At 40.1% G+C, this 14,574-nt stretch carries 7 protein-coding genes; 4 read left to right on the forward strand and 3 right to left on the reverse strand.

What is annotated here, in order from left to right; all coding sequences use genetic code 11:
* The first annotated feature begins 114 nt into the window (after positions 1-114).
* The 4 genes from PP182_RS02035 (at position 115) to PP182_RS02050 (ending at position 5,886) form a co-directional block, all read left to right on the forward strand.
* A complete protein-coding gene (locus PP182_RS02035) occupies positions 115-1,335 on the forward strand; it encodes an endo-1,4-beta-xylanase (RefSeq protein ID WP_272649661.1) in 1,221 nt (406 codons plus the stop codon).
* 1 nt (position 1,336) lies between these two features.
* Positions 1,337-2,794, forward strand: a complete 1,458-nt coding sequence (locus tag PP182_RS02040; RefSeq protein ID WP_272649662.1) for an MFS transporter — start codon at positions 1,337-1,339, stop codon at positions 2,792-2,794.
* Position 2,795: 1 nt separating this feature from the next.
* On the forward strand, positions 2,796-3,833 hold the full coding sequence (locus PP182_RS02045; protein ID WP_272649663.1) for a glycoside hydrolase family 43 protein: 1,038 nt from the start codon (positions 2,796-2,798) through the stop codon (positions 3,831-3,833).
* 112 nt (positions 3,834-3,945) lie between these two features.
* Positions 3,946-5,886, forward strand: coding sequence for a sialate O-acetylesterase (locus PP182_RS02050; RefSeq protein ID WP_272649664.1), 1,941 nt, complete (start codon positions 3,946-3,948; stop codon positions 5,884-5,886).
* Here the strand turns inward: PP182_RS02050 and PP182_RS02055 are convergent.
* The 3 genes from PP182_RS02055 to PP182_RS02065 all read right to left on the reverse strand — a co-directional run bounded on the left by PP182_RS02055 (position 5,883) and on the right by PP182_RS02065 (position 13,976).
* Positions 5,883-9,218 (reverse strand): VCBS repeat-containing protein, encoded by a 3,336-nt coding sequence (locus PP182_RS02055; RefSeq protein WP_272649665.1) that lies wholly within the window; start codon positions 9,216-9,218, stop codon positions 5,883-5,885. The genes PP182_RS02050 and PP182_RS02055 overlap by 4 nt on opposite strands.
* Before the next feature lie 112 nt (positions 9,219-9,330).
* Entirely contained in the window at positions 9,331-10,863 is a 1,533-nt protein-coding gene (locus PP182_RS02060; protein WP_272649666.1) for a RagB/SusD family nutrient uptake outer membrane protein, read from the reverse strand.
* Between the two features lie 32 nt (positions 10,864-10,895).
* Complete coding sequence (locus tag PP182_RS02065) at positions 10,896-13,976, reverse strand: SusC/RagA family TonB-linked outer membrane protein (protein WP_272649667.1); 3,081 nt, start codon at positions 13,974-13,976, stop codon at positions 10,896-10,898.
* Positions 13,977-14,574 lie beyond the last annotated feature (598 nt).

Genomic DNA, 14,574 nt, shown 5'->3' on the forward strand with positions numbered 1-14,574 from the left:
AACATACTGGAAGAAAAATTATTTACCATACATACAACATCTGTAAGAGATAAGGCTACAAATGTAATATAGCATCATTTCAATTTCCATTAGTTTTATCCAAAAACAATAACAATGAAAGTCACAACAAAATATGGACTCCTTTTTATTTGGCCAGTAAAGTTTAATAGACTTCGTTTTAAAATTAATCCAATCACTGTCTCATTACTTATTATTTGCAACTTCATAATTTTTGGTTGCTCGGAAACTCCAAAAAAAAGCACTCCAGAGGTCAGATCATTGCAGGACGCTTTTAGCAAAGATTTTTACGTAGGTGTTGCAATAAATGGTCGTATAATAGACCAGACGGATAGCCTTTCGCTTAACGTTGTCAAAAAGGAATTCAATAGTATTACGGCCGAAAATATCATGAAATCTATGAACATTCACCCAAAACGTGACAGCTTTAACTTTGAGATGGCCGATAAATTCGTGTCATTAGGGGAAGAGTATGATATGTTCATCCATGGACATACATTAATTTGGCACAGCCAATTATCCCCATGGTTTAGCACTATCGAGGATAGCTTGGAGTTTGCTACTGCCACGAAAAAACATGTCAAGGATTTAGCCCAACATTTTAGGGGAAAGGTAGACTCCTGGGATGTCGTAAACGAGGCCCTGAATGAAGATGGTACGCTGAGGAATTCCATTTTCCTGAAAAAAATGGGAGAGGAATATTTACCTTCAGCCTTTAAATGGACTGCAGAAGTGGATCCAAACGCAGATCTCTATTATAATGATTACAATATGACCAACCCGGACAAAAGACAGGGTGCCATTAGCATGGTCAAAAAAATTAAAGAGCAAGGTGGAAAAGTGGATGGCATAGGTATGCAGGGCCACTGGCACTTGAACTCCCCTTCCTTGGAAGAAATTGAGCAAAGCATTTTGGATTATTCGGCGCTCGGAGTCAAGGTTGCCATTACGGAATTAGACGTAAGTGTTTTACCTAACCCTTGGGATTTGGAAGGCGCAGAAATCAGCCAAAACTTTGAAAACAACGAGCGTATGAATCCCTACACGAAAGGCCTTCCTGATTCAGTTCAAGTACAGTTGGCAAACAGATATAAGGATATTTTCAACATTTTTTTAAAGCATAGAGACAAAATAAGCAGGGTAACCTTTTGGGGCCTCGGGGATGGTCAATCTTGGTTGAATGGCTTTCCAATCAGGGGCAGGACCAACTACCCTTTGCTTTTTGACAGGGATTTGAGGCCAAAAGCAGCCTATGACAGTATAATGGCCTTAAAAGAAAGATTTGATCAACAACCATTAGCCAACCAATCAAAATAGAATGACCAAAGAATCACATCAATTATCCATAAGGGAAAAAATTGGATATAGCCTTGGGGACCTTTCCGCCAATCTGGTTTTCCAAACCTTAGTAACCTATCTGGCCTATTTCTATACCGACATTTATGGATTGGAAACGGAAGATGCATCGGTCATTATATTTGTGGTAGGTATCGTATCGGCCTTCGCCTTCAATCCGATTGTAGGGGCACTTGCTGATAGAACTAGAAGCAAATGGGGTAAATTCAGACCTTGGATCTTGTTCACATCCGTTCCATTGGGTATAGTCGCTCTTTTAGCATTCAGCACACCAAATTTTGATTATTCCGGAAAGGTAGTATACGCGGCCATTACCTATACCCTGTTGTTATTGTTGTACGCCGCCAATAATCTGCCTTATGCTGCATTGAGTGGTGTAATTACCGGCAGTATGAAAGAACGTAACAGTATTTCCTCATATAGGTTCGTTGCTGTTATGTTCGCACAATTTTTCGTCCAAGTTTTTATGCTTCCCATTATTATGTATGCAGGGGACGGAGACAAGGCGGAAGGCATTGAGACCGTAATGACCTATTTAGCTATAATAGGAACCGTTATGCTTTTGATCACCTTCTTTACTACCAAAGAAAGGGTTGTACCCACACCAGAACAAAAATCAAGTTTGAAGGAGGATTTAGGCGATTTGATTAAGAATAGGCCTTGGATTATCATGCTTGTTTTAACTACACTCGTTTTTATTACCCTTGCCATGAAGGGTGGTTCTTATGTATATTATTTTGAAAACTATGTAGATGCCGCAAGCCTGGCTCAATTTATTCGTCCGCTTTTGGATGGTCTGACTAGTATAGGTGTTGATTTTTTTGGCGATGACCCAACCTCGGCCGGTTTTGGTTTGTTTAACGCCGGAGGGATTATTTTTATGATTGTTGGGATATCACTTTCCAAGGGCCTGGCAGATAGATTTGGAAAGCGGGATGTATTCGGTTCAGCACTTTTTGTATCCACTCTATTTATAGCCATTTTCTATTTCTTCGCCCCTACATCGGTAGAATTAATGTTTCTTTCACAAATCTTACATGGATTCTTTTACGGAATTACCATACCCCTTTTATGGGCTATGATCGCGGATGTAGCCGATTATTCCGAATGGCGAAACAATAGAAGGGCTACCGCCATCATTTTTTCTGCTATGATGATTGGATTGAAATTAGGACTTACCATAGGTAGTTCGCTCGTCACATGGATATTGGGCCTTTATAATTACATACCCAAAAAATTTGCCGCGACCGATGTCGTCGTGCAACCAGACAGTGCAATCGAAGGTACAAGGATGCTCGTTAGTATATATCCCTCCATTGCATTTTTTACAGCCATAGCACTGTTGTTTCTTTACGAAATAAACAAAAAAATGGAAACACAAATTGAAAACGATTTAATTACAAGAAGAGAAAATAAATAGCATGCCAGAAGAAAGTATTGATCATATCGATTTTGATGAATTAAATAAAAAAGCGATTTCACAACCCTTGGTGAACCATATTTATACAGCCGATCCATCTGCACATTACTTTAACGGAAAAATATACATTTATCCTTCCCATGATGTGGATGCTGGCGAGGCGTTCGATGATCTGGGAAGCCATTTTGCAATGGAAGATTACCATGTAATCAGCATGGATACGGTAGATAGTGAAGCGATAGATCATGGAGTGGCCCTTCATGTAAAGGATGTTCCTTGGGCCGAGAAACAAATGTGGGCCCCTGATGCCGCGCATAAGAATGGAAAATATTATCTCTACTTTCCGGCCAAAGCATACGACGGTATATTTCGAATTGGGGTTGCCGTGAGCGATAACCCAACCGGACCTTTTGTTCCGGAAAAAGAAGCTATCAAAGAAAGTTTCTCCATAGATCCGGCAGTTTTTGAGGATGAAGACGGAAGCCATTACATGTACTTTGGAGGTTTATGGGGCGGACAATTGCAACGGTGGCACACTGGTTCGTTCAATGGTGATCAGCCCGAAAATCCCACCGCCCACATTCCTGCAGACCATGAACCGGCACTATTGCCTTGGGTTGCAAAAATGACCGATGACATGTTGCAGTTTGCCGAAAGACCCAAAGAAATTTCAATTGTTGATGAGCATGGCAATTTACTATTGGCAGGAGATAACGAACGTCGTTTCTTTGAAGCAGCATGGTTGCACAAATACAAAGAAACCTACTATTTTTCCTATTCAACCGGTGATACCCACTTTATCTGCTATGCTACAGGAGATTCACCGTATGGGCCTTTTACCTATCGCGGACATATTTTGGAACCTGTTGTGGGTTGGACCTCACACCATTCCGTTTGTGAAATAGAAGGAAAATGGTACTTATTCTACCACGATTCTTCTTTATCAAAAGGAGTGACACATTTAAGGTCGGTTAAAATGACTGAAATTGAACATCAAAGCGATGGAAGTATTAAGACCATAAAACCATATCAAGATTAGCTTCAACAAAATATAAATACAGAATGGATTGTTCAATATCTTGATATTTTATCCGGGATTGAACAGTATTTATTTTGAATGAAAACCTTCTATTCCAAAATATTTCAATATTGTGAAATTCAAACTACATCATTTCCTACTCCTTGGTTACTTTCTATTAGGCGTTAATTGTCATGCCCAGGTTTCCCTTCCTCAAATATTGAGCGACAGTATGGTGCTACAGCGCAACGCACCCATAAAAATCTGGGGTTGGGCAACAGAAGGAGAAAAGATAAAGGTATCCCTCAATGGAAAAAATCGGAATACAACCGCAGTTTCTGATGGGACTTGGGCGGTTGAATTCCCCAAAATGAAAGCCGGTGGCCCCTACGCTATTAAAATTAATGGGATAAACAAAATCGAGTTAAAGAACATTCTAATTGGAGATGTATGGTTATGCGCGGGACAATCGAATATGGTACATCAACTAAATATTCATGATGTCACCTATGCAGATGAAATAGCCAACGCCAACTATCCAAAAATTCGGCATTTTAAGATTCCTACCCAGACAAGTCTTACCGGTCCTACACAAGATTTTAAAGGAGGGGAATGGCAAGTTGCCGTATCGGATGAAATCAGACCCTTCTCTGCCGTGGCCTATTTTTTTGCCAAAAAAATCTATGAACGTTATGGCATACCTATCGGGTTGATAAACGCCAGCGTTGGTGGTACACCCATCGAGGCTTGGACCAGTGCTGAGGGGTTCAAGGATTTTCCAGAAATATTGGAGGTCATCCATAAAAATAAGGATACAGCCTATTTAAATAGCCGAAATATCAGAAATAATATTGCTAGAAAAGCAGATTCAGAACCTTCTGATAAGGGCTTGCAAGGTCCCGTTGAATGGTACAACCCTAATTTTGAGCCCAAAGATTGGCGAAAAATTAATATTCCAGGTTATTGGGAAGATCAGGGCATCCGAAATTTAAATGGAGTAGTATGGTATCGCAGGGAATTTGAGCTTCCTGAATCGATGGCCGGAAAAGTAGCTCGTGTTTTCTTAGGCAGAATCGTGGATGCCGACGAACTGTTTATCAATGGTCAAAAAATTGGTCATACCACCTATCAATATCCCCAACGGAGGTATCCGGTTCCCGAAAATGTTTTAAAAACGGGCAAAAATGTATTCGTTATAAAAGTGACCAATTTTAGCGGAAAGGGCGGGTTTGTTCCTGATAAGCCCTATTATCTTTTTAACGAAACGGACACCGTCGATTTAAAAGGCTATTGGGAGTATAAAGTAGGTGAAGTCTTTCCCTTGCAGGAATCTTCGGCTGTCGCAACCAGACCTATAAATGCCCAGAATGAACCTGCTGCACTTTTTAACGCCATGGTGGCACCTTATACCCAGCTTTCATTAAAAGGAATGCTTTGGTACCAAGGTGAGAGTAATTCCCGTAATCCCGAACAATACAATGACTTACTGCGCACTTTAATTTCAGATTGGCGTAACAAATTCAATGAACCCAATCTACCGTTTATCTATGCACAGCTGCCTAATTTCATGGAAGTAAACTATTTGCCCGAAGAAAGTAATTGGGCCGAACTAAGACAATCACAGTTGGCCGCATTGACTGTTCCCAATACGGCGATAACCGTAAATATAGATTTGGGGGAATGGAACGATATCCACCCAGATAATAAAAAAGATGTGGGCGAACGCATGGCCCTAGCCGCCTTGAAATTAGCCTATGATGAAAAAATCGTTCATTCGGGACCTATATATAAAGGCCATGAGATTTCCAACGGTGAAATTACCGTATCCTTTTCTCATGTTGGAGGTGGTTTGATTGCTAAAGACGGTGAACCACTTAGTGAATTTGCCATTGCGGGTGCCGATAAAAAGTTCGTTTGGGCCCAAGCAAGGATAATGGATGATAAAATCGTTGTATGGAACGACGAAATTAAAGACCCTAAGTACGTCCGATATGCGTGGGCGGATAATCCGGACAATCCAAATCTATATAACAAAGAAGGTTTGCCTGCCTCGCCCTTTCAAGCCAGTCATTAGGGTAATAGAGGTTTTTTAGCAAGTGACTCTCTTTTTGTGAAGACCCGAAGACTGTCATTTTGAAGGCCGATAACAAAAACTTCACTACCCGCTTTCGTCTTCAATCTTAAGATAGACCGTGCTTCTCCAGGAACTGCAAAACCGCTTTGACCGGTAGTTAGGCCATTAAAACTACCCTCACCCGTATTTAGTAGAACGTTGCCATTACCGGCATCATAGTGTCCGGTGAGAACTTCGGTATCGCTAAAATTACCGACCGCCAATACATCGGGTCTATTGTCTCCATTGAGTTCGGTTATCATAAAATCAAAAACGGGTGACCATTGCACCTCTTGTGGCAGAGGTTTGATTTTGAAACTTCCATTCCTCAGATTTTCTATATACACCGAAGCCAGTTCATACGCTTTGAATATACCTTTTTCGTCAATGTCTTTCTTGTCAAAGAGTTCGGAGAAAGTCTTTTTTCCATAATCCTCATAATTTTTGGTCATTTTTCGGATGACAGGAAGTTGCTTCATTAATGTACCCCTAGGCGGTACAATGTACTCTTTATTCTGAACGAAGTAAGTCATTATAGGCTCTATAGAGCCATTATTGTCAAAATCCTTGGCGTATAGCGCCATTGGTTCCTTAACACTAGCATGAAAGGGGTTGTTCAATCCCCAGTTTCCCGCTACAAAATCGGTATCCCCATCGCCGTCAAAATCGGCCGCTTTTATGCAATTCCACCAACCATTGGTATAGGTAAGACCATTGTTGCTAACGTCTAGCTCAAAATATCCTTTTTTATTGAGAAACAGTTGAATAGGGCTCCATTCCCCAACAACCACAAGATCCATCCACCCATCCTTATCGATATCATTTGCAACAGCATCCGTTATCATACCTGGAAAGCGTAGTTCGGGTGAAATTTTATCGGTGGCATCGTTAAAGGTTCCGTTGTTGTTCTCTAGAACATAAGATTTTGGTGAAAAAGGAAAGTTATTGGGATCTAGGCGTCCTCCCACAAACAGGTCCATATCACCATCATTATCAAAATCTAATGGAACCACGGTGTTGGTAGGATATGCTATTCTTGGTAGAGCATCCATACTTCTTTTAAAATTACCAAGACCATCGTTTATATAAAGTTGGTCTTGGTATAACTTTGGACGCGCATAATTTTCAGAACTCCCGTTAGCAATATACAAATCAAGGTCGCCATCGTTGTCCGCATCAAAAAGGCTTGCACCTGAATTCTCCGGAGCTATCTCTTCACTTGAATTTTGAAATTGGCGCGCAGTAAAACCATTAATGGGGTTTTGTACGTAAAGGATTGCTTCCTTATTCCCTGTGCCGCCCACAAAAAAATCTTCCAAACCGTCTCCATTTACATCTCCGGATGTGAGAATTGGCCCGGGTTTACTATAGCCCCGAAAATTCAAGGGCCATTTTTTAAAATCATCAAAAAGATTTTCCTGATGAAAATAGGTAATACCATTTAAGGTGCTTGGTCCTTTAAGAGGAGTATTCTTTGTATTTTTTGGAACATTTTTGGCTCCATTAGGTTGTTTTTCTGGTTGTATCATTTGGTTGATCTCCACATTTATATAATGAGATTCCATTTGGTCTGGCCATAGTATCCTTAGGGAATCTACCCTGGTGTCTCGACCCAAACCAAAATGGAGAGCTGCCTCAAATGAGGACAAATAACCCTTTTGAGGATAAAATTCCCCATATTTCAGCCCAGAACTAGAATACACCCATACTTTCGCACCCAAGTGTTCGGCATTTGGGGCCATGGCAATTCTTAAATAATTCCTTGTTTGTTCTCCTCGGTTGTTGAGTTGGTTTTCAATCAAAAAAGCCTTGTCGTTGATATTGTTGACCACTAGGTCCAGGTCCCCATCCTGATCAAAATCTGCGTAGGCGGCACCATTGGAATACGAAGGCCTTGAAAGCCCAAAATTCTCGGTTTCATCGGTAAATTCATTTGCACCGTTATTCCTAAAGAAAAAGTTGGATTTTTTCACCCCTTTCATGGTATTCAATTGCTCTTTGAGTCTGGCCTCACGGTCGGCAATGGAGCCAAAAGTGTTCATGGAATTGTAGAAATCCACAAAATCCATATCGGTAATATCTTTACGGTATCCGTTTGTTATATAAATATCGCGTAAGCCATCATTGTCAAAATCTGCAATCAGGGGGGACCAGCTCCAATCGGTTTCGGCCACCCCGGCAAAATAACCTATGTCGCTGAATCCTGTTGCACCCGTATTTATCTGAAGTACGTTTCTAACATATTGCGGTTGGTATCCGACATTTAAAGAGGTATTGAAGCGATCAGATGGAATGTCCGAAAACATTGTTTTTTTTCGCAGATTATCATCAGGAAGCATATCAAGGACCAAAACATCCTGTTCGCCGTCGTTATTGATATCGGCTACATCCATTCCCATACTGTTATGACTTTGATGCTTAAAAAAGGAATTGATTTTATTGGTAAATGTACCATCACCATTATTTACATAAAGGATATCGTTGGATAAGAAGTCGTTCGCCACATATATATCTGGAAGACCATCTTGATCAATATCGGTGACCGTGACCCCCAAAGACCATCCTTCTATGGTAATACCAGCTTCTTGGGAGATATCTTCAAAAATGGGAATACCATTTTCATCTGGACCGTTATTTCGAAACAAGCGATCCGTACTTTTTCCACGGCCATCCTTTTTTTGCCCAAAGGGATTGTTCTTTGGGTACTCTTCCTTGGAGTTATTGGCCAAGAACATATCAAGATCACCATCTTGATCATAGTCCAGCCAAACGGCCTGAACGGAATAGGATGTATCGGCCAAATTCATCTCTTTTGCCAGATTCCTAAATTTTACCTTCTCTTGGGTCTCGGTTTCATTAATGAAGAAATAATTTTCGGTATTGCCTAATGAAAGATCATGAGCGGTCGTAATATGAATGTCAGCCTTTCCATCATTATTAATATCCACTATGGAAACACCAGTACACCAGGCATTGGTTTTAATTCCGGAAGATTCCGTTACATCCTCGAATTGAAGGTCACCCAGATTAAGATAAATTCGACTAGTTACCATATTGCCCGTAAAAAAAATATCAGGAAGACCATCTGAATTGAAATCACCTATACCCACACCGCCCCCATTGTACAGATACTCGTAGTCGAGAATATTCAATGTTTCGTTTTCGGTAATCGTATTGCTGAAAGTAAGTCCGGAATGTTCACTGGAAACCATGTCAAACATGGTTGGAGCGGTTTCCTTGGTATCGCAGGCCACTAAGAATAAAAATGATATTATACCGATAATCTTTCGCATGCAGTAAAATACTAAATTATATGTTCAATGATAAAAAGAGAGGTGCCAAAACCCTTATAGGGCATTGGCACCAATACAAACTAACTCAATCTAACTCAAATCTTTATAACTTCTAATAACCAGGATTTTGATCGGCCTCTGATAAATTGGCATTATTATCAATCTCACCTTGTGGTATTGGAAGTAGTTCCAATTTTGGAGTAAAATGGGAAATGGGATCGGTAGCCAATTTACCTTCTTTTCTCCATCTTAATATATCCCTGTTCCTAATTTGTTCAGAACTTAATTCAACCCTTTTTTCATGGATTATGGCTTCCATAACCTCTGTAGGATTACTTACTGGAAAATTAGCTGTAGGGTAAGGAGGCATATCAACACTGGGCCTACTTCTCACCTGGTTCAATAGTGCTATGGCTCTTGAGGAGTTGCCTAATTCCAATTCACATTCCGCCAAATTGATAAGTACTTCCGCATAGCGAATCACTCTCATATTAATTCCGCCAGTAAGGAATCCTCCAGGATCTGTTTTGTACATAAGTGAATATTTTCTCCAGCTTATTTTAGTAGTAACACCCTCAAAAGTAGTTTCTTCGCCTTGAACATCGGTCAGAACGCTTTCACCATTATTAAAAGTGTCTCCTAAGGTATAAAAACTCTTTGCGAAACGAGGATCGTCTTTGGCATCGCCCTTGGTTGTGCGTTCAAACTCATTTAATAGTCCTTCTGAAGGTATTAAGTTTCTCCATCCTACAGCAGAATATTCTTGTGTTCTTACACTTTGCTCATTTCCTACACCGTCACCGGTACCATCCCAGTTAAATCCTCCAACATTGGCGTAACCAATTTCTGCAATGGACTCGCTATTATATTCGTTTTCTTCTTGAAAATTATCGTCGTACTCATCAACTAAAGCGTATTCTCCCGAATCCACAATGGCGTCAAAAGCATTTTTAGCACCTGCGTAATCCCCTGTAAACATTAAGGCACGTCCCAACATAGCTTGGGCCGAACCTTTTGAAAAACGTCCTTGTTGCTCTGTGTTGGATGCTAAGGGCAAACCGGCCGCCGCATCCCTAAGATCCTGAATAGCCTGCGCCAATACGTCTTCTTGGGAGGATTTTGGAGCGCTATCTTCAAAAGTAGATGCGTAAGTAGTATAAATAGGAGCTCCTCCCCACAAACTACCTAATTCGAAATAAGCCCATCCTCTTGTGAATTTTGCCTCTGCTATCAATGCAGTTCGCAAACTCTCACTGATGTCCTCTACCTCTGGTCCTTGCTCTATAACAATATTAGACCTTAAAATAACGGCATATAGTCCAGTCCATACATCTCTGGCAACTGAATTACCAGGATCATTTGTACCAATCAACAATTGGTTTCTAGGGGTTTCCAGCTGACCTCCTCCCGCTTTGTTATCATCTCCCCTTAAATCATGGAGAAAGAAATATTCTCTGGCATACAATTGAAGGCTCTGCAAAGATGCATAGATAGAATAGACGCCATTTCTTAATTCATTTCCGTTTTTGTAAAAGGTAGCAACTACCACTTCGTTCGGGTTAGTTACGTCCAAATCTTCCCTCCCGCATGACAGGGTAAAGAGAAATGCCGCAACCACAGCAATAATGAGTTTAAAATTTTTCATGTTTTTCATTTTACTTTCTTTTTTAACAATTTTTAGAATCCTAGTTCCAATCCTATCAGGATTGTTCGAGGTCTTGGATATTGACCATAATCTACACCCTGTATGTTGAGGTTGTTATTTCTGGCACCGATTTCAGGATCGTACCCTTGATATTTTGTGAAGGTAAGCAAGTTGTTTCCTGAAAGATAAATATTAAAATTACTGAGTCCTGCCAAACCTTTGTCCAACCAATCCTGTGGAAACCTATAACCAATTTTTAAGTTCTGCAATCTTAAGAAGGAAGCATCTTCAACGAAGCGATCAGAAGTTCGAGTATTCTGATTTGGATCTCCATTTACCATTCTTGGAATGTTGGTATTCGTGTTTGATGGAGTCCAGGCGTCAAGAACTTGTGTTCCGTGATTGAACAACCTCAAACCACCTTCTGTATAAACCCGAGTAGCATTATAGACATCGTTACCTTGGTTACCATACCAATACATGTTAAGATAAAAGTTTTTATACGAGGAATCAAAATTTAAACCATAGCTAAAATCAGGAATAAAGGTTCCAAGTACATCACGGTCTTCAGCAGTAATATCACCACTGTCATCCAAATCCTCAAAAATAAGATCTCCTGGGGCTGCATTGCTTTGGTAAGGCGTTGATGCGTCACCATCCAATGCATTGTACTGATCAATTTCAGCCTGGCTTTGAAAAATACCCTCAACTTTCCATCCGTAGAAAGATTGAATAGGATCCCCAACAGCCGTACGGGTTATGTCAAATCCTCCAGCATCTGCATTCTGACCTCCAAAAATACTACCAGAATCGGTAGCTAGAGCCACTACTTCGTTCCTGAATAGTCCAACATTTGCTGAAACGTTCCATTGAAAATCCGTTCCTGGTTTTGAGTAGTAAGAGGTGCTAAAGTCTAATCCCCAGTTTTCCATTCCCCCGACATTTGCAATGGTATTTCCAGCAAATCCAAGGGAAGCCGGAATAGGTACATTCAAAATCAGGTTGTCCGTTGTCCTTTTATACCACTCTGCAGATAATTGCACTCTGTTTTGATATAGTCCCAAATCCAGACCAATATTGGTCATGGTGGTAACCTCCCATTCCAATTCTGGGTTCGCCAAACGGTTAAAGAAGGCTCCTTGCACTTCTTCATTGTTTATTATCGCGTTGGTGTTGGTTGATATACCAGCCTGACTTTCATAATCGCCTATGCCTTCAAAACCAACTTGTCCCCAACTACCCCTAATTTTTAATTCGGATAAGTTTTCAACGCCTTCCATAAACGGCTCTTGTGCTATATTCCAACCAGCAGAAATACCAGGGAAAGTTTTCCACTTAAAACCATCAGAAAACTTAGACGAACCGTCCCTTCTTAAGGAGGCACTTAAAAGATAGCGTCCTCCAAAATCATAATTCAATCTTCCCAAAAAGGAATAAATCACGTTTGATCCTTCCGTTCCGGAAACTGTCTGGGCCTGGGTTCCTTGGAGAACACTCAAATCGTTGCTTAGACGGCGTCCATTTCCAGTTATAGTGTAGATATCAAAATCTTGACGTTCAGCTACCGCAATTGCATCTATGTTATGATTACCCCAGGTCTTTGCAAAGTTCAACTGATTGGAAAAGTAATTTCCCGTGGAGGTATTCTGTTGGTCGATAGTAATATTTTCCGTTCTACCTGCAAAACCATCAAAATAAATAGGTTGTAATTGCAAGTTTCTAAAATTGTTCCAGTCGATACCTGCTGTGAAACGATAATCCAAACCATCAAAAAGTTTAATATTCGCATAAGCCGTACCAAATATCCTGACATTGGAATTCGTGTTCCTATCTATAACTGCTGGCCTCAAAGGATTTTCAGGATCGGTACCATCGGCACCATCAGGAGCCCTAAGTCCTCCTTGCAATGTAGGATCCCTTAGTGGAATATAAGGTATACCCCTGATTATGTTCTGGATTTGAGTACGACCTCCCAACTCAGCTTCATTAAGTCTTTCTCCATTGGAAATGGTCAATGACTCCCCAACGGTCAACCACTTATTGACATCGTGATCTGAGTTCACCCTGAAATTGTATCTGGAAAATCCGGTTCCTAACATGATTCCGTCCTGCTTGAAGTAACCAAAAGAAGCATACACCCTAGACGTTTCCGAACCTCCACGCACACTTAGGTGATGCTGTGTGGTAATCCCTGTCGTAAAAACAGCATCCTGATAATCCGAATCCGTTTCTGCATAGGTTTGGGTTGCACCAGGATAAATAGGTGTGTTCAGCTCGCTCCAACGGGAAGGGTAAGTAGCACCGGCATTGTCCAATAATTCCCTACCAAACTCAAGATATTGCTCCCTATTCAATAAATCCAATTTATTGGAAGCCGTTGCAAATCCACTGAATGTTCTGTAATTAAGTTCTACCCCATTTGTTGGCCGCCCCTTTTTTGTAGAAACCAATATAACCCCATTGGCAGCTCTAGAACCGTAAATAGCAGAAGAACTGGCATCCTTTAAAACAGAAATTGAAGCTATATCATTATTGTCAAAATCACCTAAACCCCCTACAGGATAACCGTCCACAACATATAGGGGACTTGACGCAAAACTAATGGAACCAATTCCTCGAATACGTACAATCGGATCTACTCCGGGACCACCGGAATTGTTAATTTGTATTCCAGGTACACGTCCTTGTAGTGCCTCAGCAAAACTAACTACTGGCAAGGCTACAATATCTTTTGAAGAAACCGTGGAAACCGCTCCGGTTACCGACTCTTTTTTCTGCGTACCATATCCAATTAGGACCACTTCATCCAAGGCTTCTGCGTCTTCGACAAGAACCAAATTGATAGTGGACCTACCATCCACTTGAATATTTTGTGATTGAAACCCAATGTAACTAAAAGCCAAAGTTCCATTAAAAGGAACATTAGAAATAGCATAGTTACCATCAAAATCGGTTTGAGTTCCATTACTTGTACCTGCTACCAATATGGATGCACCGGGTAAAGGTGTTCCTGTATCGTCGGTTACTGTACCCGTAACGGTTAAAGTTTGGGCAAATGCAAATTGCACACCTAATAAGAGCGTTGCTATAAATGCCGTTTTAAGTTTGTTCATAATCATTATTAGTTTAAGTTAGCTTTAATCCCGTGCTAAAATTTGTTGTTGGAAATTGACTAAAAAATCCTTTTGTCAAATGTATTGGAATAGCCAAATAAACTATAAAACATATGATGCACTTACTAAAAATAATGTTGCAACCCCAATAGAAATAATGTTAAATTATTGGTTATATGATATATATGACTTAAAATAACAGCGAGTATTCGAATATTAATAATTAAATATTTTCATATTCTCAATCGTGTCAAAAAAATAATTTCTAGTAACAAGGATTCTGATTATAAAAAATTACAAAGGTTTCCAGGAAAAAGAATAACATTAATTTCCCATACACGTTTTAATATTCTTTCTTAAATATTCAAAGAATAACAGTATAAATATTATGCTTCCCTGTTTTAATTATTCTTAATAATGGTTTCCAAGAAAGGCAACAAGGTTTACATCTATTTTAAATGGACTCCAATCTTCTGTTTGCTAGGAATGGGCAAATGTACTTCCCCTATATTTTTAGGATAGGCAGATAAATGATTTTGTTTAGAAAAAAATTTGATTTGAAAATAAAAAATATGTGTATATTCAACACTTAAATTGA

Origin of the sequence: Maribacter sp. PR1 (genome assembly GCF_028464145.1) — a bacterium.
In the GTDB taxonomy this organism is placed as follows: Bacteria; Bacteroidota; Bacteroidia; order Flavobacteriales; family Flavobacteriaceae; genus Maribacter.